Below are 19,355 nucleotides of genomic sequence, written 5' to 3'. Positions count from 1 at the left end.
CGATGGACGCCCAAGACGAAAACCCCAACCCGGACGCCATTGATGACCAGCCCATGCCGCTGCTCGAACACCTTGTTGAACTGCGGCGCAGGCTGCTGTGGTCGATGGTGTCGTTCGTGGCGTGCTTTGCGGTCTGCTATTACTATTCCGAGCAGATCTACTTCTTCCTCGCCAAGCCGCTTGGCGACATCATGCGCCAGAAGGGCGAGCAGCCGCACCTGATCTATACCGCGCTGTATGAGGCCTTCTTCACTTACATGAAGGTCGCCTTCTTTGGCGCGGCGTGCCTGTCCTTCCCCATGGTGGCGGTGCAGGCGTGGATCTTCATAGCTCCCGGCCTTTACCGGAGCGAGAAGCGGGCTTTCGCGCCCTTCCTTGTCGCCACCCCCATCATGTTCGCCATCGGCGCGGCACTGGCCTACTACTTCATCTTCCCCGCCGCGTGGAAGTTCTTCCTGTCGTTCCAGACGGCGGACGGGCAGGACGGGCTGCAGATCGAACTGCAGGCCAAGGTGTCGGAATACCTCTCGCTGGTGATGAAGCTGATCCTGGCGTTCGGCATGGCGTTCGAGCTGCCGGTGGTGCTCACGCTCATGGCCCGCGTGGGGCTGGTCACGTCAAAGGGACTGGCGAAGGTGCGGCGCTACGCCTATGTGGGCGCGTTCGTGGCTGCTGCCATCCTGACCCCGCCCGATGTCATTACCCAGACCGGCCTGGCCGTGCCGCTGATCGGGCTGTACGAAATTTCCATTCTCTGCGCCCGCCTTGTCGAGCCGCGCAGACTGCCTGAAGAAACCGAGGAGACCCCCTGATGCACGACCTGCGTGCCCTACGCGCCGACCCCGCAGGCTTTGACGCCGCCCTGAAACGGCGCGGGGCGCCCGCCGTGGCCGATGGCGTGCTGCTGCTGGACACGGAGCGCCGCGCCGCCGAGACCGAACTGCAGGAGCTTCAGGCCAGCCGCAAGAAGATCTCGAAAGAGATCGGGGGCTTACGCAAATCCGGCGCGGATACCTCGGCGCTGGAAGAGCGCGTGGCCCATGGCAAGGCGCGGATGGAAGAACTCCAGACCCGGGTTGCCGAGCTTGACGGCCAGATCCGCGGCACGCTCGAGCGCCTGCCCAACCAGCTTGATGCTTCCGTGCCCGATGGGGCTGATGAAAGTGCCAACGTGGAAGTGCACCGCAACGGCGTGGTGCGCGAATTCAGCTTTACCCCACGCGAGCATTTCGAGCTTGGCGAGGCGCTGGGCCTGATGGACTTCGAGACCGCATCGCGCCTGTCGGGTGCGCGCTTCGTGGTGCTGCGCGGCGCGCTGGCCCGCATGGAGCGCGCATTGGGCCAGTTCATGCTCGACCTGCATGCCACCGATAACGGCTACGAGGAAACCGCAGTACCCGTGCTGGTCAATAACGAGGCCATGTACGGCACCGACAAGCTGCCCAAATTTGCCGACCAGTCCTTCCGCACCGAAGATGGCCGCTGGCTCATCCCCACCGCCGAGGTGCCGCTGACGGCCAGCGTTGCGGGCCAGATCCTGCCCGGCGCTGTGCTGCCGCGCAGGCTGGTGGCCCTTTCCTCGTGCTTCCGCAGCGAGGCGGGGGCGGCGGGGCGTGATACGCGCGGCATGCTGCGCCAGCACCAGTTCCAGAAGGTGGAGATGGTCAGCATCACCACGCCCGAGGAAAGCGATGCCGAGCACGAGCGCATGACCCGCTGTGCAGAGATGGTGCTGGAGAAACTGGGCATTCCCTATCGCCGCCTGCTGCTGTGCGCTGGTGATACCGGCTTTGGCGCGGCCAAGACCTTCGACCTTGAGGCATGGCTGCCCGGCCAGCAGGCATGGCGCGAGATCTCGTCATGCTCCACCACGCGCGACTTTCAGGCCCGGCGCATGAATGCCCGCTACCGCGCGGCCGATGGCAAGCCCGCCTTCGTGCACACGCTCAACGGTTCTGGTCTTGCCGTGGGCCGCACGCTCATCGCGGTGATGGAAAACTACCAGAACGAGGATGGCAGCATCACCGTGCCAGACGTGCTGCGTCCTTACATGGGTGGTATTGAAGTCATCCGCTAAAAACAGAATAAAAGTTTTTGGGTGCCGCCTTTTTTCAAAAAGGCGGCGTCTTTTCGAAGCTTTTTGAAAAAAGCTTCACCAAGAACTTTAATCTGTTCAGCGTCTTTTGCGGTGGGGGCGTTTGCCCTTGGGCGGCCCGCCATCGCGGTTGGCCCCCCGCCGGCCCGGCGGATTGGCGCGGCTGTCAGGGCGGAAGGGAGAGGTAGCCCGCGCACGCACGCTCTGCTGGCGCAGCACATCCTCAATCCAGTCATTCAGCCGTGCCGTGGTTTCCTCCGCCTCCTCGCGGTTGACGTAAGCCTCGGGGAAGCGGAGCGCCAGCCACCGCCAGGCCACCAGCCGTTTGTGGCGCTTTTCGGCGCGTTCAAGCTCCGTGCGCTCGGCGCGTTCGGCAGGGGGCAGGCGACCCGTGCCCGGTGGCGGCACGCTGTTGCCCGCCGCATGGTCCGCCGCCCAGTGCACGAGGCGCTGGATGCCGTTATCACGATCATCAACCGGGCACATGGCATAGACCCAGCGCTGGGCCAGCGTCAGGTCCGCAACACCTTCAAGAGCGGTGGCGATGGCAAAGGCCTGTTCCATGTTGGCCAGACGGTAATTGGGGTCATCGCGCCGCAGCACCGCGCGGCGGATGCGCACCAGCACGCCGAACAGGCTGTCGGACCCGATCTCGGCGGCAACCGCCTGCACAATGTCGGCATCAGGCTGCACCTGCGGGCGCATGTCCTCGATCGGCTGGGGCGGGGCTTCCAGCATGGCGCGGATGAAGGACGGGCTGCCCACGCCTTCCAGCACGGCCACGATGCCCTGCTCATGCTTGCCAAAGCGCCCGGCGCGGCCACCGATCTGCTTGACCTCCTGCGGGTTGAGGTCGCGGGTCTGGTTGCCGTCATATTTGCGCAGGGCCGCAAACACCACGCGGCGGATGGTCAGGTTCAGCCCCATGCCGATGGCGTCAGTCGCGATCAGGATGTCCGCATCACCATTATTGAAGCGCTGCGCCTCCGCCCGGCGCACTTCTGGGCTGAGCGCGCCGTACACCACCGCCACCCGCTTGCCATGGGCCAGCAGCAGGGCACGCAGGTCGAGCACCTCGCGGCGCGAAAACGCAATCAGCGCATCATGCTTCTGCAGTTCAGGCAGGCTGACCGCACGCTCGGCGGCGACCAGCGGGCTTTTGCGCTCAAGGCGGATTTCATCCACCGGGTCGCCGCACAGTTCGGCAATGCGCCGGACCATGGGAATGCAGTCCGGCGCACCGAGAATGAACAGGTGGCGTGCGGGTGCGCCCATGATGGCCGCCGTCCATGCCGCCCCCCGGTCGGGGTCGGTGAGCATCTGGGCCTCGTCGATGATGGCGACATCGACCGGGTTGTTCAGCGGGCACATCTCGACCGTTGCGGCAAGGTGGCGGCTGCCGGGCACGTCGATGCGTTCTTCGCCCGTGGCGAGCGAGGTCGGCACGCCGCGCGCGGTCAGCGACTCGCGGAACTCATGGGCCAGCAGCCGCAGCGGCGCCAGCGCCAGCCCGCTTTCAGCCCGCGCCAGCGCATCGAGTGCCGTGTGCGACTTGCCGCTATTGGTTGGCCCGGTCACGAGCGTGATGCGGCGGTTGAGCGCGCGCGCGGTGCGGAAATGGGCGGCATAGCGGTCAAGGGCCGCCACCTGCGCAATTACGGCATTGCCCACGCGCCTGTTGCCAAGGTCGGGGGCCAGCGGAGCACGTTTGTCGCTTTCCGGTCCCTCACGCCGCCACTGCGGCAGGTTCTGGCGCAGGGCCATGAGTTCGGAGGGGTCGAACTCCCAGCGTTCCTGTCCGTTGGGCTGCGGCACGCGGCGGGCCACGGGCAGGCGGTTCTCGGCAATCCAGCGCAGGGCCTCGCGCTGCGAGCAGCGCAGCAGGCCGGGCACGTCGCTGAAGGGCACGAGGCTCTTTTCCCACTCACGCAGGCGCTGCACTTCCTCGCGCCGGCGGGTGCGCGCCGTATCTTCTATGCGGGCATCGCGGTCCTTGCGGCTGCTTTCTGCTGCATCAAGGCCTGCGGCAAAGGCTGTGGGGTCGGCCACGGCAAAGGCATTGGCTACGGCCAGGGCCAGGGTGTGCAGTTCACCGGGCGAGAGCATGCGCCCTGTGCCATCGAACAGATCGGAGCGGATGTTCTCCACCGCCATCTGCGGCGTATCACCCTGGGCGCGCAGTTTTTCATGCAGCACGGGTGTCAGGGCCGCGAGCAGGGTGGCATCGTCCGGTTCGGGGGTATCGACCGTTTTTGCGGCTGTCTCGGTGTCCGCGCGGGTGACCCAGACCTGGCCTGCCCGGCGGGTCAGGTCCATCAGGCGCGAGCCCCACGGCTTGCGGCGCACGGTGCATAGTGCCGCGCGGAAGGTTGCGTCATCCACCCGGTCGGCGCCGGGGGCAAGCTGACGGGCGATCACGCGCTCGAGCTTGGGGCGCTCGCGGGTTGCAACATGCAGGCCGGTGGCGGCGATGGCTGCATCAAGCGCCAGGGCGGCAGGGGCGGTGGTGGACGCGTCGCGATCGGAAAATTCTGAACTCATGCTTCCTATGTGCGTCATCCATGCGGCGGGGACAATGGACTCCGGCTTGCATCGGCATGGGAAATCATTGAATAGAAGCGCGCATTGTACATGTGTGACGTGACAGGCGTGCCTCAGAATAAGCCTTATACGGCGAATTCTGCCACCCGTGATGCGTGATATGTTTGTTTTGTGCTGGAAATCCACGTTATGGATGGCCTAAACATGCCCGCCTCAGCCATATCGTTGTGGGTGGCGCATGTTTCAGGAAATCCTGTGTCTGCGTCATATCCAGCCGGGAGAGTGATAACCAGATGTCCGATACGTTGATTATGCCAACCAGTGAGACCATGCTCACCGGCCTCGCCCCGGTCGAGGGGCAGCCCGGCGTGTTCCACCTTGCCGAACCCACCAAGGAATACGGCCACCTGAATGCCGAGACCGTGCTGTCCGTGCATCACTGGACCGACCGGCTGTTCACCTTCACCACCACGCGCGACCCCGCGCTGCGCTTCGAGAACGGCCAGTTCACGATGATCGGCATCGAGGTCGAGGGCAAGCCGCTGCTGCGCGCCTACAGCATTGCCAGTGCGAATTACGAGGACCACCTCGAATTCCTGTCCATTGCCGTGCCTGATGGCCCGCTGACCTCGCGTCTGCGCCACGTCAAGGTGGGTGACAAGGTGCTGATCGGCCGCAAGCCCGTGGGCACGCTGCTGCTTGATAACCTGCGCCCGGGCCGCAACCTGTATTTCCTGTCCACCGGCACGGGGCTTGCGCCCTTCATGAGCCTGATCAAGGACCCGGAATGCTATGAGCGTTACGAGCACGTGATCCTGAGCCATACGGTGCGCATTTCGGGTGAACTGGCCTATGCCAACCACATCCGCCACGAACTGCCCGAGCATGAATTCCTCGGTGAGGACGTGAAGGGCAAGCTGCTCTACTACCCCGCCGTGACCCGTGAGCCGTTTGCCGTGACCGACCGCATCACAAAGCTGATCGAGACGGGCAAGATCTTCACCGATCTCAACATCCCTGAACTCGACCCCGAGCATGACCGCGTAATGATCTGCGGCTCGCCCGAAATGCTGGCCGATACCGAGAAGATGCTGCAGGAGCGCGGCTTCGACGAGGGCAACAACTCCCACCCTGGTGCCTATGTGGTGGAAAAAGCGTTCGCCGAGCGCTGATCCCGCCCGCACCCCCGGCCATTTCGCCATGGCCGGGGTTTTTTATTGGCCCCGCCGTGCGCAGGGCGGATGATTGCCGGAAGGCGGCGTGCTGTGTCCCGTCCGGCCGAGACAGGATGCACAACCGGCATGAGTTATGATTTTGATCTGTTCGTCATTGGCGCAGGCTCCGGCGGCGTGCGCTGCGCGCGCATTGCCGCAAGCCACGGGGCACGGGTTGCCGTAGCCGAAAGCCGCCACTGGGGGGGCACCTGCGTCAATCTGGGCTGCGTGCCCAAGAAGCTGATGGTGCAGGCCAGCGACTATGGCGACTGGGTGGATGACAGCCACGGCTTTGGCTGGAACACAAAGCGCGGCCACAATGACTGGGCCGCCCTGATTGCCGCCAAGGATCGCGAGATCGCCCGCCTCAACGGCATCTATGTCTCGATGCTGGAAAAGGCTGGTGTAGCCCTGTTTACCGGCCATGCCACCATCGAGGATGCGCACACCCTGCGCATTGACCCCTCGCCACTCGCCCCGCATGAGGCCCCGCGCCGCGTTACCGCCGCGCGCATTGTCATTGCGGTCGGCTCCACGCCCACCCTGCCCAAATTGCCGGGCGTGGAATATGCCATCTCGTCCGATCAGGCTTTTCACCTTGAGGAACGTCCTGCCCGCGTCTGCCTGGTTGGGGGTGGTTATATTGGCGTGGAGTTTGCCGGTATCTTCCGTGGGCTGGGTTCGACGGTGGATCTGGTCTACCGCCAGAACCTGCCGCTGCGTGGCTTCGATGCCGACCTGCGCCACGCTTTGCATGATGCGATCGACCTGCGTGGCATCCGTCAGCACGTGGCGGCCTCGCCCACCGCCATTGAAAAACAGACTGATGGCAGTTTCATTGTCAGCCTTGATAACGGCACCCGCATCGAGACCGACTGCGTGTTCTTCGCCACCGGCCGCCACCCCAAGATCACCGGGCTGGGGCTTACGCAGATTGGCGTGGCGATGGAAGAGAACGGGCGCATCATCGTTGATGACAGGAACGAGACGACGGTGCCCGGCATTTACGCCATAGGCGACGTGACCAACCGCCTCAACCTGACCCCCGTGGCCATTGCCGAGGGCCATAACCTGGCCGACCGCCTGTTTGGCAAGGCACCCCCGCGCGAGTGGTGTTACGCCACCACGCCCAAGGCGGTGTTCTTTACCCCCACGCTCTCCAGCGTTGGCCTGACCGAGGCAGAGGCGGCGAAGGAAGGGGATGTGGATGTGTATGTGAGCCGCTTCCGCCCCATGCGCAACACGCTGAGCGGGCGCGAGCAGCGCACGTTAATGAAGCTGGTGGTCGATCAGGCCAGCCAGGTGGTGGTAGGAGCGCATATGCTGGGCGATGATGCGCCCGAGATCATGCAGGGGCTGGCCGTGGCCGTGACGGCAAGGCTGAAAAAGGCCGACTGGGACCGCACGATCGGCATCCACCCCACGGCGGCGGAGGAATTCGTGACCATGCGCACCCGCACGCGCGTGACACCGCGTTCCGAATAATAAAGGTTTTGGGACCGCCTTTTTTAAAAAAGGCGGCGCCTTTTGAAGCTTTTTGAAAAAAGCTTCACCAAAAACTTTTATCCGGATTTATGTCCTGCCCAATAAAAAACCGCTGCGGGTCAGCCCCGGCAGCGGTTTTTTTATGCCTGACAGCGCATCCGCTTCAGCGTGGGGCCACCCAGCCATTGCCGGTGGAATCGCCAAGCTGGCCATCGCCGTTGATGCCGCTGCTCTGGTAGGCCGTGCCGAAGCGCGACAGGTCCGTGCCCGTAACGGAGTCACGATGCACATGCTCCAGATGGTCGGGGTCCGGGCCGTGGTTGAGTTCCATCGACGGCGCTTCCTCATAGCCGGGCGGCAGGTGGCCGCGCTGGCCGTGAACGGTCATCCGGTCCTGATCGGAACTGCTGGTGTCGTCCTGGCTGGCCGGGGCGGCCATGGCCGTCACGCTCAACAGGCACAGCCCGGCCGAGAGGGCGGTTATGAGTTTCCCACGTGAGGTGGCCATGATCCGTAATCCTTTTACCTGAGGGGGCAGCATGCCAAGGCTTTTTTGTTAAGGGAAGCGGTTACGTGGCAGGCCAACCATACCTCTTTTACATATGGGTGGTCCTGCCGCGCAATACGACCCCAAAGGGCCGCGCGCAGCCTGAGTTGTGGCCGCCATGCAACATTTATGGAGCCTGTCCCGCCACCCATATCACAAAGCGCCGCGAACAGGCTTTGCCATATGCCGGTTTTTTCGACATAAAGACGGCCCTTCCGCCCGTGGGCGGAAAGGACTGTCTTGTATCAAGAGGAATTAGGATCCGACCCATGAGTGCGACGCACAGCCACAACAGTTCTTCCCGGCAGGCCTGGACGCCGGAGAGCTGGCGGTCGTTTCCCGCGCGGCAGATGCCGCGATACCCCGACGAGACAGCCCTGAATGGCGTGGAGGCCCGCCTGCGCCGCTACCCGCCGCTGGTCTTCGCCGGTGAAGCACGCCGTCTGCGCGCCCACCTCGCCAAGGCGGCCACGGGGCAGGCCTTCGTGCTGCAGGGTGGCGCATGTGCCGAGAGCTTCAGCGAATTCACCGCCGATATCGTGCGTGATACCTTCCGCGTGCTGCTGCAGATGGCGGTGGTGCTGACTTTTGGCGCCAAGGTGCCGGTCATCAAGATCGGGCGCATGGCAGGCCAGTACGCCAAGCCGCGCTCATCGGATACCGAGACCAAGGGCGGCGTGACCCTGCCGTCCTATCGCGGTGACATCATCAACGGTTCCGACTTCACGGAGGCCGCGCGCATTCCCGACCCCAAGCGCATGGAAACCGGCTACTTCCAGTCGGTTGGCACCATGAACCTGCTGCGCGCCTTTGCCAGTGGCGGTTATGCCAACCTGCATGAGGTGCATCGCTGGAACCTCGGCTTTGTCGAGCGCTCGCCGCTGGCACAGCGTTATGGCGAGCTTGCCGGGCGCATTGGCGAGACGCTGGACTTCATGGCGGCGTGCGGCCTGAACGCCACCACCACGCCCCAGATCGACGAGACCGAGTTCTATACCTCGCACGAGGCCCTGCTGCTGCCCTACGAGCAGGCGCTGACCCGTATCGATTCGACTTCGGGCGAATGGTATGACTGCTCGGCCCATTTCGTGTGGATCGGTGATCGCACCCGCCAGCCCGATGGCGCGCATGTCGAATTCCTGCGTGGGGTGCGCAACCCCATCGGCATCAAGGTCGGACCTTCCACCACCATTGAGGACCTCGAGCAGTTGCTCGACATCCTCAACCCCACCGATGAAGCCGGGCGTATCTCGCTCATCTCGCGCATGGGGGCGGGCAAGGTGCGTGACCACCTGCCGCCGCTGCTCGAGAAAGTGATGGCCACGGGCCGTACGGTCACATGGCTGTGCGACCCCATGCACGGCAACACGAGCTCGACCTCGACGGGTGTGAAGACCCGCTCGTTCGATGCCATCCTCTCCGAGATCCACGGTTTCTTTGATGTGTTCGAGGCCGCGGGTGCCAGCCCCGGGGGCGTGCATTTTGAAATGACGGGCCAGAACGTGACCGAATGCATCGGTGGCGCGCACCGCCTGACGGAAGACGATCTGGGCGAGCGGTATGAAACCTTTTGCGATCCGCGCCTGAATGCGGAACAGTCGCTGGAGATGGCATTCCGTCTGTCCGAGGAACTGAAGACGCGAATGCACCGGATGGCTGGCGGGGCACGCTGACCCCGCCGCCGTAGAGCGGGAAGGGAGGGCAGATGACCCAGGGTGAACCGGCAGGCCGTGACAGGCTTGCCTGCGCGGCGGATGACATGATCGCAGCCCGCACGGATGCGTATTTCAACCGCACGCGCGCCATCGTGGAGCATTTTGGCGACAGGAAGGTGACATATGCCGTCTTCCTCCGCCGTCCCGTCATTTCCGCCCCCCGGCTCATGAGCGAGTGGCTGCGCGCGGTCGGTAGCGCGCGCGGCATCGCCATAGACACGACCCTCCTGTACCCCGAGGGCACATGGGTGGGGGCGGGCGAGCCACTGGCTTACATATCAGGTTCGTTTGAAGCCCTTGCCCCGCTCGAGACACTGGTGCTCCAGCGCCTCGGCCCGGCCTGTGTGGCGGCCCATAATGCCTACCAGATGGCCATGGCGCTGCCGCATGTGCGCTTTCTGGCCATGGAGGCCCGGCATTGCGCGGGCTTTGGCATGCAGGAGCAGATGGCCTATGCCGCCTCCGTTGGCAGCCATGCCGCCCAGAAGGAAGGGGCGCATGGCTTCATTGGCGGCGCAAATGACGCCACGGCCCATTATTTTGGCACCACGCACGGGATGGGTACCATGCCGCATGCGCTGGTGGGCTATGCGGGCTCGACCCTGCGGGCGGCCGAGATGTTCCATGAGGTCTATCCCGCAATGGACCTGGTGGTGCTGGTTGACTATTTTGGCCGCGAGGTGACGGACGCCCTTGAAGTGTGCCGGCACTTCCCCGAACTTGCGGCGCAGGGGCGGCTGGCCGTGCGGCTCGATACGCATGGCGGCCGCTTTCTTGAAGGGCTGGACCCGCAGGCCTCCTATGATGTGCTCGAGCGCCACACGCCAGGCACCATCCGGCGCTACCGCTCGGATAAGGAACTCAGCTACCTTGTGGGCACCGGGGTTTCCGCCGCCGCCATCTGGCGCATGCGCGAGGTGCTTGACGAGGCGGGCTTCCCGCATGTGCGCATTATCGCCTCATCGGGGTTCAGCGTGGAAAAATGCCTGAGCATGGCCGATGCCCATGCCCCGGTGGATGTGATCGGCACGGGCTCGTTCATCCCTGACCGCTGGTCCGAGACTTACGCCACGGCGGATATCGTGGCGTATGACGACGTGCCACGGGTCAAGGCGGGGCGCGAGTTCCTGCTGCGCCGCATGCCACCCGACCCGGAATAACGAAAGGCTTCATCTTGTCAGAAAACATCTTTGCCCCCGAGGGCGGCTGGCGCGTGCGCATCATCGACCTGTCAGGCGGTGCGGAGGACAATATTGTCGAGGAGGTGGGCGGCTTTCCCGACCTGATCCAGGCCAACGCCTTTGCCCGCGCCTATGTGCGCGACAGCATCGAGCGCTGCCGCATGGCGGGTCTTTCGGCTGCCGACATCCTCAAGGCCTGGTTCGCGTTTGGCGAGGACGCGGAGGTGCTCGAAGCGGGGGAGCAGGGCTGGCGCTCGGCCAATGAGCTTGATGATTTCGCAGCCCATGCCGCCACCCCCATGGAGCGCGACTGGCGTGCCTTCGATCCCCGTCGCGGCGATGATGAGGACGAGGCGTAAAACCCCGCAGGGCAGAGAAAAGTTTTTGGTGAAGCTTTTTGCAAAAAGCTTCAGGGAACGCCGCCTTTTTGAAAAAAGGTGGCACCCAAAAACTTTTCTCTATTCCACGAGGGCGGGAGCAAGCGTGTTCTCTGGCGTTCGGGGCGTAATCGCCGCATATAAGGGGCATGAAACTCCGTTTTGCGCCTAGCCCGACCGGGCTGATTCATGTTGGCAATGCGCGTCAGGCCATTGCCAATGCCCTGTTCGCCCGCCGCCACAAGGCCCGCTTCCTGCTGCGGATTGACGACACCGATCGTGCCCGCTCGAAAGAGGAATACGTGCAGGCCCTGCAGGATGACCTGCGTTGGCTGGGCATGGAGTGGGATGAATTCGTGCGCCAGTCCGACCGGCTGGACCGCTACGCGCTGGCCATCGAGGCGCTCAAGGCCAGCGGGCGACTGTATCCATGCTTCGAGAGCGAGCAGGAACTGGCCTCCAAGCGCGAGGCACGCATCCGCATGCGCAAGCCGCCGGTCTATGACCGTGCCATGCTGCGCATGACGCCAGTGCAGCGCGCGCAGGCCGAGGCCAATGGCAAGGTGCCGTACTGGCGCTTCAGGCTGTCCGATCACCGCACGGTGGAATGGAACGACCTTGTCATGGGCTCATGCCGGGTCAAGTTGCCCGCCATTTCCGACCCCGTGCTGGTGCGCGCCGATGGCACGGTGCTGTACACGCTGGCCTCGGTGGTGGATGACATGGAACTGGGCATTACCCACATCATCCGTGGCGAGGACCATGTGACCAATACCGGCGTGCAGATCGACATTGCCGAGGCACTGGGGGCAAAGCGCAACCGCTTCACCTTCGCGCACCTGCCGCTTTTGCTGGATGAGGGCGGGGGCAAGCTGTCCAAGCGCTTTGATGGGCTGTCGATTCGTGCGCTGCGGCAGGACGGGGTCGAGCCTTCGGCCATCGTCTCCTACCTTGCCCGCCTGGGCAGTGCGGATGATCCGGCGCCGCTTTCGTTTGATGAACTGGCCAAGACCTATGACCCCGGACGTGTTTCCCGTTCAGCGGCGCGGTTTGACATGCGGCAGTTGCTGGGGCTGAACCGGCGCATCATGCACGCCATGCCGTTTGAGGAAATCCGCGCCCGCCTGCCCGAGGGGGCGACCGAAGCCTTCTGGCTGGCCGTGCGGGGCAATGTGGATATGGCAGGCGAACTGCGCCACTGGTGGGATGTGGTGGCAGGCGACATCGTGCCGCCGGTGATCGAGGAAGCCGACCGTCCCTTCCTGCTGCACGCACTGGAGTCGCTGCCTGCCGAGCCGTGGGATGAAACCACGTGGAAGACATGGACCGCTGCGATAAAGGAATCCACAGGCCGCACGGGCCGGGGCCTGTTCCACCCCCTGCGCCTGGCGCTGACGGGTGAAGACAGCGGGCCGGAAATGCGCGACCTGCTGCCGCTGATGGGCCGCGCCCGCGTGGCCGACCGACTCCAGATCGCCGCACGTTGATACAAAAAAGGCCCGGTTATGCACCGGGCCTTTTTGTGAAAGAAGTTTTTGGTGAAGCTTTTTTCAAAAAGCTTCAGAAGATGCCGCCTTTCGGAAAAAAGGCGGCACCTTGAAATGTTTATGAATTGCTGCCCTGCCGCGCCTTGCGCCCGCGTGAAAGTTCGGTCACCACGCCATGCAGCGTGCGCAGTTCCTGCTCCGTCACCTCGCCGCGCAGGAAGAAGTGCCGCAGGTTGCGCACCATGCCCGCGCGCTTCTGCTCATTGCGCAGGAAACCGCATTCATCGAGATCGCCAATCAGGTGGCGCATGAAGTTGTCGAGTTCGCCACGGGTGGCTACATGCGTCTCGTTGGTCATGAGCGTGCGCGGCGGCGTATCATCCTTCGCCATCCACCACTCATAGGCCATGATCATTACCGCCTGCGCGAGGTTGAGCGACATGAAGGCGGGGTTGAGCGGGTAGCGGATCAGGGCATCGGCGCGGGCCATGTCCTCATTATCAAGGCCTGCGCGTTCGGGGCCGAACATCAGGCCCACTTTCAGGCCGCGATCGGTCATCTCGCGCAGTTCGGCGGCCCCCCCGCGTGCCGTTAGCACGGGTTTGACGATATGGCGCGGGCGCGGGCAGGTGGCGAATACGTGGTGCAGGTCGGCTACCGCGTCATCCACGGTTTCGAACACCTGTGCCGATTCAAGAATGCGGTCGGCGCCGGAAGCACTGCGCCAGGCGCGTTCGAGCGGCCAGCCATCGCGCGGGGCGACGAGGCGCATGTGGAACAGCCCGCCATTGGCCATGGCGCGCGCGGTAGTGCCAATGTTCTCGGCCATCTGGGGCCGGACAAGGATCACGACCGGGCTGTTGCCAATGGGGCCGATATCCGCCCCGCCATCACGGCCGGTCATGCCTGCCTCCATGTCGTGCCCTGGGGGCCATCTTCCAGCACGATGCCCTGTGCGGCGAGGGTGTTGCGGATTTCATCCGCGCGGGCGAAGTCACGCGCCTTGCGGGCAGCCAGCCGCTCTGCAATCAGGCGCTCGATTTCGGCTGGATCGACTTTCGCCCCGCCACGGAACCACGTCTCGGGCGTGTCCTGCAGCAGGCCGATCAGGTTGCCTGCTGCCCTGAGCTGAGCTGCGGCCAGGCTGTCACCCGCTACAGCTTTGTCGGCCAGCGCATGCATCTCGGCCAGTGCGCGGGGGGTGTTCAGGTCATCGCACAGAATGCTCACCACGCTCTCGGGCGGGGCAACGGGTTCCTGTGCGGGGTCAAGGGTTTCGAGCGCGCGGTAGAAGCGGTCAAGCATCTGCTTGGCCTCGTCCAGCCCGTCGCGCGTAAAGTTCAGCACCGAGCGGTACTGCGCGCGCAGGAGCAGAAGGCGCAGGGCCTCGGCAGGGGTGTCACGCAGCACGTCGCGCACGGTCAGGAAGTTGCCGAGCGATTTCGACATCTTCTCCCCGTTCACCAGCAGCATGGCATTATGCACCCAGTGATTGGCGAAGTGCCCGTGCGGGTGGCAGCACATGCTCTGCGCGCGCTCGTTCTCGTGGTGCGGGAACAGGAGGTCGGACCCGCCGCCATGAATGTCGAAGCTCTCGCCCAGATAGCGGTGCGACATGGCCGAGCATTCGATATGCCAGCCCGGACGGCCCCGGCCCCATGGGCTGTCCCAGCCCGGCGTTTCGGCGTCCGATGGCTTCCACAGCACGAAGTCGCCCGCATTGCGCTTGTAGGGAGCCACTTCCACGCGGGCGCCGGCAATCAGGTCATCAGGGCTGCGGCCCGACAGTGCGCCGTAGGAGGCGTAGGTATCGACCGCGAAGAGCACATGGCCCTCGGCCTCATAGGCATGACCGCTTTCGATCAGGCGGGCGATCATGTCCTGCATCTCGCCAATATGGTGCGTGGCGCGGGGCTCGATATCGGGCGGCAGGATGCTGACGGCGGCCAGATCCTCATGAAAATCATGGATCGTGCGCGCGGTCAGGTCGGCAATCGGCTCATTATTGGCATGGGCGCGGGCGTTGATCTTGTCATCCACGTCGGTGATGTTGCGCACGTATGTCACGCGTGGGTAGAGGTGGCGCAGCAGGCGCACCAGCACATCGGCGGTCAGCATGGCGCGCAGGTTGCCGATATGCGCCAGGTCATAGACCGTGGGGCCGCAGTAATAGACCCGCACGTTATCGGGGGCCAGCGGCGTGAAGGGAACGGTGCTGCGTGTTCTGCTATCGTGCAGGTGCAGGCGGGGCTGTGTGTCGGACATGATGCGCCTAGATGGGGCAGACAGGCAGGGATAGGCAAGACCCCATAAGGGCCTCGCCCGCGCGGTCAGCCGATTTCCTGGCCGATCTGCTTGATATCATGGAAGGTCAGCTCCGGGTTGCCCTCCGCCGTGCGCTTCATCATGAACGCCGATGAGGCGAGGAAGACCGGGTCGCCATCAATATCATCCGCCATGGCCGTGCGGTTGGCCATGCAGAAGGCCTCCAGCCGCTCACGCGGGCCGGTGACCCAGCGGGCGAGGTTATACGGCGTCGACTCGAAGCCAATCGCTACCCCGTATTCACCCTTCAGGCGCGATTGCAGCACATCAAGCTGAAGCGTGCCGACCACGCCCACGATCGGTGGCGCGCCATCCTGCGGGCGGAAGAGCTGGACCACGCCTTCCTCGGCCAGTTCGGTCAGGGCTTGGCGTAGCTTCTTGGCCTTCATCGCATCATCAAGCCGCACGCGGCGCAGGATTTCGGGGGCGAAATAGGGCACGCCGGTAAAGCGCAGGTCCTCGCCCTCGGTCAGCGTATCACCAATGCGCAGCGTGCCGTGGTTGGGAATGCCCACCACGTCCCCTGCAAAGGCTTCCTCGGCCAGTTGCCGGTCACGGGCAAAGAAGAACTGCGGCGTGTGCAGCGCGAACTGCTTGCCAATGCGCACATGCTTGAGCCGCATGCCGCGCTGCAGCTTGCCCGAGCAGATACGCGCAAAGGCCATGCGGTCGCGGTGGTTTGGGTCCATGTTGGCCTGGATCTTGAACACCAGCGCGGTCAGAGCGGGTTCATCGGCGCGCACGTTACGCGTCTCGGTGGCCTGGTCGCGCGGCGGCGGACCGAAGGCGGCCAGCGCGTCGAGCAGGTCGGTAACACCAATTTCCTTCATGGCACTACCGAAGAAGACCGGGGTCAGGTGCCCTGCATTGAAGCTTTCAAGGTCGAATTCGGGCAATGCCGCTTCAACGAGTTCGAGTTCCTCGCCAAGCTGCACCATGCGCGGATCAGACTGGTCGAGTTCCTCGGTCACATGCAGTTCGCGCTTATGGATATCGTAGGTGCCGACAAACTTGGCGGCACGGCCCACCGGCCACGTGGCGGGCGAGACATCGAGTGCGAGCGAGGACGAGATCTCATCAAGCAGGGCAAACGGGTCCTGCGATTCGCGGTCCATCTTGTTGATGAAGGTGACGATGGGAATATCGCGCAGGCGGCAGATCTCGAACAGCTTGCGCGTGCGGGCCTCGATGCCCTTGGCGGCGTCGATCACCATCACGGCGGCATCCACCGCCGTCAGCGTGCGGTAGGTATCTTCCGAGAAGTCTTCATGGCCCGGCGTGTCGAGCAGGTTGAAGATGCAGCCGCCATACTCGAACGTCATGACCGAGGTCACGACCGAAATGCCACGGTCGCGCTCGATTCCCATCCAGTCCGAGCGTGTGCGCCGCCGCTCGCCCTTGGCCCGTACGTTACCCGCCATCTGGATCGCGCCGCCCGCGCGCAGGATGCGCTCGGTCAGCGTGGTCTTGCCCGCATCAGGGTGCGAGATGATGGCAAAGGTGCGCCTGCGGGTAATCTCGGCGGCAAGCGGGGTTTCGGCGGCGGTGGCGGTCACGGTCTTGTCCATTCCTGCGGCTGGCCTGGCGGAAGGGAGGCGGAAGCGGGCAGGGGCCAGAAACGCGGACGCCGGACGCAGGGAAAAATCCCCACGCCCGGCGTCACGCCTGCCCGGTTCCGGGACTTGATCAGCGAGAGTAGAATTCGATGACCAGGTTCGGTTCCATCTGCACCGGATAGGGCACATCTGACAGCTTGGGGCTGCGCAGGAAGGAGCCCTTCATCTGGCGGTGGTCCACTTCCATGTATTCCGGCACGTCACGCTCGCCGCTCTGGGCGGCATCAAGCACGATGGCGAGCTGCTTGGACTTCTCGCGCACTTCGATCACGTCGCCATCACGCACCAGGAAGGAGGGGATGTTGACCTTGCGGCCGTTGACCGTGATGTGGCCGTGGCTGATGAACTGACGCGCCGCGAACGGGGTGATCGCGAACTTCAGGCGGTACACGACCGCATCCAGCCGGCGCTCGAGCAGGTCGATCAGGTTCTCGGAGGTATCACCCTTGCGGCGCACGGCCTCATCGTAATACTTGCGGAACTGCTTTTCGCCGATGTTGCCGTAGTAGCCCTTGAGCTTCTGCTTGGCCATCAGCTGCACGGAGAAGTCGGAGGGCTTCTGCTTGCGGCGCTGGCCGTGCTGGCCGGGGCCATACTCGCGCTTGTTGACCGGCGACTTGGCACGGCCCCACAGGTTTACGCCAAGGCGGCGGTTGATTTTATACTTGCTCTCAAGGCGCTTGCTCATGGTGCGCTCTCTTCTCTTCAATCTGCACGGCCTGTGGCTGGACCACGGGCCATGGTGTGGCACCGGTAGGCCCTGTTCCCCATGAACAGGGCGGGCGCGATCCGTATTACCGGCGCCGGGGAGCAATCACCCATGGGCACCAGCCGTATCGTCCACGTTCCCGGCAGTCGGGCGCGTATAGAAGTACCGGGGGGTGCATGTCAATCATTGCCACAAAGCCTGTATCGCATCGTAGCCCCCGCCTGTTATGAAACGGGCAGCATGCGGATGACTTACATCCACCAGTAAGCAGGAGGACCTTCAGTCAATGGATACGGCAATTACGCAGCGCTGGCCGCTGTTTGTGGGGCTGGGCGCGATTTCGTTCGGCCTGGGCATCATGGCATGGGTGGATGCGCTTGCCGTGTCACTTGCCAGTACCATCCTGTTTGGCGTGCTGCTGTTCGTGGCGGGCACGGTGCAGCTTGTGCATGCCTTCGTGGTGCGCGACTGGAGCGGGCGGCTCATGTCGATTGCGGGCGGCGCGCTCTATATCCTTGCGGGCACGATGATGATGGAGGAGCCGAGCACCGGCTCCATGGTCATCACCATCTTCATTTCCGCCTGCCTTGTGGTGTCGGGCATCGCGCGCATCATCATGGCGTTCCAGCAGCGCGGGCTGCAGGGGTGGTGGTTTATCCTGCTTGGCGGCCTGATCAGCCTGCTGGTGGGGGTGTGCCTGTACGTGACCCTGCCGTGGTCGGGGCTGTGGCTGATCGGCACGTTCATTGCCGTTGAGCTGATTGCAGCCGGCATTGGCTGGGTGCAGTTCGGCTTCGCGCTGCGGCAGGCGAATTACATCCCGCCCGCGAACTGAGTGGCAAGCGCGCGGTCAACGGGGTTGTTGGCTGTCACGCCAAGCAGGTGGCGCAGGTCGGTGGCGTTCATCTGCGCCTCGAAGGCCGGGCCGCCGGGCTGGAACAGCTTCGCCGTTGAAAGCGGGCCCGCCATGACCGGATCGAACCCCGCGTCATGGATCAGCCAGCCCGCCACATACAGCGCCTGGATCACGTCGCCCGCCATGGGCAGGGCCAGGCGCGGCGGCGGGCGCCATGTCTGGGCGGCGAGCGTGGTCATGTCCTCTGAGTTGAATGCCCGCACCACGGACGCGGCAGGGAAGAGCGACTGCGTGGTCAGCCCTGCCCCATTAAGCAGTGCCAGCCGCCCGATCTTGCCATCGCGCCAGCCATAGGGGTTGGTCACGTCAATCAGCGGCTTTGAACCCACGATGGAGCCGATCGTGTGGGCAAGCTGGGGCAGGGCGCCATAGGGCACGGCCAGCACTACGGCATCACCAAACTTCGCGGCCTCCTGCACCGTGCCCGCGCGGGCGAGGGGGTAGAATTCCGAGGCCCGTTTTTCCGCCTCCTTATGTTCAAGCGCGCTAAACATGACCTGATGGCCCGCCCGCGTCCATAACCGCCCCAGCGTGGTGCCGACATGCCCCGCCCCGATCATGCCAATGCGCAGCGGCCTGCCCGCATGGGCCATGCCGGGCAGGGCCAGGGGCAGCAGGCTGGCAGCCAGTGCAGCGAGGCACTTCCGGCGGGTCGGTTTCAGGGCTGGCATGCGTCTCTCCTGTTCATGGGGCATGTGGCAGTATGGCACGGGATGTCCTATTCTGTGCCCTCGTTATCGTGCCGGGCTGTCCTATATGGCATAGACTTGGCGAAAGCAGGAGTACAGCGTCAATGACCGATACCCCCGATCAGGATCCGGCCGTGGTGGCGCAGTCCGCTGTGCCCGTAGGAGTAGAACACCCGGTTGAGGCCCTGCATGAAGCCGTGCAGGAAGATGAAGCGGCCATGGCCGCGAGCACGACCCCCGATCCCGGCCCCGTGCCCGAAGCCCAGACGCAGGTTGTCGCCACCCCGCATGATGCCGTGGCGACCACGCAGGCCGCGGTTGATGCGGCAGAAGCCCCGCCGTTCATGCCCTATAAGGAGCTGTTCCAGCTCATGGGGGCTGTGGTGTTTGTGATGATCGTGGTGATGGTGGGGTGGAGTGCCCTGCACGCCTCGGGCATCTGGCCCGAATAAGGGCTG

General features: G+C 64.2%; 17 protein-coding genes. 10 read left to right on the top strand and 7 right to left on the bottom strand.

The genetic code is table 11. The features are described from left to right. The first annotated feature begins 2 nt into the window (after window positions 1-2). Complete coding sequence (tatC, locus tag FMA36_RS02545; RefSeq protein ID WP_206065168.1) at window positions 3-812, top strand: twin-arginine translocase subunit TatC; 810 nt, start codon at window positions 3-5, stop codon at window positions 810-812. Continuing rightward, on the top strand, window positions 812-2,077 hold the full coding sequence (serS, locus tag FMA36_RS02540) for a serine--tRNA ligase (RefSeq protein ID WP_159260568.1): 1,266 nt from the start codon (window positions 812-814) through the stop codon (window positions 2,075-2,077). Before tatC ends, serS begins: the two co-directional genes overlap by 1 nt. A 96-nt stretch (window positions 2,078-2,173) precedes the next feature. On the opposite strand, the gene FMA36_RS02535 is transcribed toward serS, so the two are convergent. Further along, window positions 2,174-4,636, bottom strand: coding sequence for a helicase-related protein (locus FMA36_RS02535; RefSeq protein WP_159260566.1), 2,463 nt, complete (start codon window positions 4,634-4,636; stop codon window positions 2,174-2,176). Between the two features lie 293 nt (window positions 4,637-4,929). Between FMA36_RS02535 and FMA36_RS02530 the strand changes: the two genes are divergently transcribed. Continuing rightward, the gene (locus FMA36_RS02530) at window positions 4,930-5,808 is read left to right on the top strand and encodes a ferredoxin--NADP reductase (protein ID WP_110566747.1); all 879 of its coding nucleotides are present in this window, start codon (window positions 4,930-4,932) and stop codon (window positions 5,806-5,808) included. 129 nt (window positions 5,809-5,937) lie between these two features. Then, window positions 5,938-7,335: a glutathione-disulfide reductase gene (gorA, locus tag FMA36_RS02525; RefSeq protein ID WP_159260564.1), complete on the top strand. Its 1,398-nt coding sequence runs from the start codon at window positions 5,938-5,940 to the stop codon at window positions 7,333-7,335. Window positions 7,336-7,498: 163 nt separating this feature from the next. On the opposite strand, the gene FMA36_RS02520 is transcribed toward gorA, so the two are convergent. Next, a complete protein-coding gene (locus FMA36_RS02520; protein ID WP_110566743.1) occupies window positions 7,499-7,843 on the bottom strand; it encodes a hypothetical protein in 345 nt (114 codons plus the stop codon). Between the two features lie 308 nt (window positions 7,844-8,151). Here FMA36_RS02520 and FMA36_RS02515 point away from each other — a divergent pair, with 308 nt between their 5' ends. From FMA36_RS02515 to gltX, 4 genes are all read left to right on the top strand, one after another. Continuing rightward, the gene (locus FMA36_RS02515; RefSeq protein ID WP_159260562.1) at window positions 8,152-9,555 is read left to right on the top strand and encodes a class II 3-deoxy-7-phosphoheptulonate synthase; all 1,404 of its coding nucleotides are present in this window, start codon (window positions 8,152-8,154) and stop codon (window positions 9,553-9,555) included. Between the two features lie 32 nt (window positions 9,556-9,587). Next, a complete protein-coding gene (locus FMA36_RS02510; protein ID WP_159260560.1) occupies window positions 9,588-10,757 on the top strand; it encodes a beta/alpha barrel domain-containing protein in 1,170 nt (389 codons plus the stop codon). A 14-nt stretch (window positions 10,758-10,771) separates the two neighbouring features. After that, on the top strand, window positions 10,772-11,137 hold the full coding sequence (locus FMA36_RS02505) for a hypothetical protein (RefSeq protein WP_078526548.1): 366 nt from the start codon (window positions 10,772-10,774) through the stop codon (window positions 11,135-11,137). 167 nt (window positions 11,138-11,304) lie between these two features. Next, the gene (gltX, locus tag FMA36_RS02500) at window positions 11,305-12,642 is read left to right on the top strand and encodes a glutamate--tRNA ligase (RefSeq protein ID WP_159260558.1); all 1,338 of its coding nucleotides are present in this window, start codon (window positions 11,305-11,307) and stop codon (window positions 12,640-12,642) included. A 118-nt stretch (window positions 12,643-12,760) separates the two neighbouring features. Here gltX and FMA36_RS02495 read toward each other — a convergent pair whose 3' ends face one another. The 4 genes from FMA36_RS02495 to rpsD all read right to left on the bottom strand — a co-directional run bounded on the left by FMA36_RS02495 (window position 12,761) and on the right by rpsD (window position 17,271). Continuing rightward, window positions 12,761-13,546 carry an RNA methyltransferase gene (locus FMA36_RS02495; protein ID WP_206065166.1) on the bottom strand — a complete coding sequence of 262 codons (786 nt, stop codon included), beginning with the start codon at window positions 13,544-13,546 and terminating at the stop codon, window positions 12,761-12,763. Continuing rightward, window positions 13,543-14,907: a cysteine--tRNA ligase gene (cysS, locus tag FMA36_RS02490; RefSeq protein WP_159260554.1), complete on the bottom strand. Its 1,365-nt coding sequence runs from the start codon at window positions 14,905-14,907 to the stop codon at window positions 13,543-13,545. The genes FMA36_RS02495 and cysS overlap by 4 nt, the downstream gene beginning before the upstream one ends. 65 nt (window positions 14,908-14,972) lie before the next feature. Then, window positions 14,973-16,535 carry a peptide chain release factor 3 gene (locus FMA36_RS02485; protein ID WP_078526555.1) on the bottom strand — a complete coding sequence of 521 codons (1,563 nt, stop codon included), beginning with the start codon at window positions 16,533-16,535 and terminating at the stop codon, window positions 14,973-14,975. Between the two features lie 118 nt (window positions 16,536-16,653). Next, window positions 16,654-17,271 carry a 30S ribosomal protein S4 gene (gene rpsD / locus FMA36_RS02480; protein ID WP_025437534.1) on the bottom strand — a complete coding sequence of 206 codons (618 nt, stop codon included), beginning with the start codon at window positions 17,269-17,271 and terminating at the stop codon, window positions 16,654-16,656. A 307-nt stretch (window positions 17,272-17,578) separates the two neighbouring features. Between rpsD and FMA36_RS02475 the strand changes: the two genes are divergently transcribed. Further along, complete coding sequence (locus tag FMA36_RS02475; RefSeq protein ID WP_159260553.1) at window positions 17,579-18,127, top strand: HdeD family acid-resistance protein; 549 nt, start codon at window positions 17,579-17,581, stop codon at window positions 18,125-18,127. Here the strand turns inward: FMA36_RS02475 and FMA36_RS02470 are convergent. After that, window positions 18,106-18,879, bottom strand: a complete 774-nt coding sequence (locus FMA36_RS02470) for an NADPH-dependent F420 reductase (protein WP_159260551.1) — start codon at window positions 18,877-18,879, stop codon at window positions 18,106-18,108. The two genes, FMA36_RS02475 and FMA36_RS02470, sit on opposite strands and share 22 nt — an antisense overlap. 122 nt (window positions 18,880-19,001) lie before the next feature. Here FMA36_RS02470 and FMA36_RS02465 point away from each other — a divergent pair, with 122 nt between their 5' ends. Further along, window positions 19,002-19,349 carry a hypothetical protein gene (locus FMA36_RS02465; protein ID WP_159260548.1) on the top strand — a complete coding sequence of 116 codons (348 nt, stop codon included), beginning with the start codon at window positions 19,002-19,004 and terminating at the stop codon, window positions 19,347-19,349. Window positions 19,350-19,355 lie beyond the last annotated feature (6 nt).

The organism is Komagataeibacter xylinus (assembly GCF_009834365.1).
Lineage (GTDB): Bacteria > Pseudomonadota > Alphaproteobacteria > Acetobacterales > Acetobacteraceae > Komagataeibacter > Komagataeibacter xylinus_D.
This window is presented reverse-complemented; position numbering and strand designations above follow the sequence as displayed.

Bases quoted from the DNA above. Each gene is read 5' to 3' on its own strand.
- tatC (WP_206065168.1), top strand. From the start codon at position 3: ATGGACGCCCAAGACGAAAACCCCAACCCGGACGCCATTGATGACCAG.
- serS (WP_159260568.1), top strand. From the start codon at position 812: ATGCACGACCTGCGTGCCCTACGCGCCGACCCCGCAGGCTTTGACGCC.
- FMA36_RS02535 (WP_159260566.1), bottom strand. From the start codon at position 4,636: ATGAGTTCAGAATTTTCCGATCGCGACGCGTCCACCACCGCCCCTGCC.
- FMA36_RS02530 (WP_110566747.1), top strand. From the start codon at position 4,930: ATGTCCGATACGTTGATTATGCCAACCAGTGAGACCATGCTCACCGGC.
- gorA (WP_159260564.1), top strand. From the start codon at position 5,938: ATGAGTTATGATTTTGATCTGTTCGTCATTGGCGCAGGCTCCGGCGGC.
- FMA36_RS02520 (WP_110566743.1), bottom strand. From the start codon at position 7,843: ATGGCCACCTCACGTGGGAAACTCATAACCGCCCTCTCGGCCGGGCTG.
- FMA36_RS02515 (WP_159260562.1), top strand. From the start codon at position 8,152: ATGAGTGCGACGCACAGCCACAACAGTTCTTCCCGGCAGGCCTGGACG.
- FMA36_RS02510 (WP_159260560.1), top strand. From the start codon at position 9,588: ATGACCCAGGGTGAACCGGCAGGCCGTGACAGGCTTGCCTGCGCGGCG.
- gltX (WP_159260558.1), top strand. From the start codon at position 11,305: ATGAAACTCCGTTTTGCGCCTAGCCCGACCGGGCTGATTCATGTTGGC.
- FMA36_RS02495 (WP_206065166.1), bottom strand. From the start codon at position 13,546: ATGACCGGCCGTGATGGCGGGGCGGATATCGGCCCCATTGGCAACAGC.
- cysS (WP_159260554.1), bottom strand. From the start codon at position 14,907: ATGTCCGACACACAGCCCCGCCTGCACCTGCACGATAGCAGAACACGC.
- FMA36_RS02485 (WP_078526555.1), bottom strand. From the start codon at position 16,535: ATGGACAAGACCGTGACCGCCACCGCCGCCGAAACCCCGCTTGCCGCC.
- rpsD (WP_025437534.1), bottom strand. From the start codon at position 17,271: ATGAGCAAGCGCCTTGAGAGCAAGTATAAAATCAACCGCCGCCTTGGC.
- FMA36_RS02475 (WP_159260553.1), top strand. From the start codon at position 17,579: ATGGATACGGCAATTACGCAGCGCTGGCCGCTGTTTGTGGGGCTGGGC.
- FMA36_RS02470 (WP_159260551.1), bottom strand. From the start codon at position 18,879: ATGCCAGCCCTGAAACCGACCCGCCGGAAGTGCCTCGCTGCACTGGCT.
- FMA36_RS02465 (WP_159260548.1), top strand. From the start codon at position 19,002: ATGACCGATACCCCCGATCAGGATCCGGCCGTGGTGGCGCAGTCCGCT.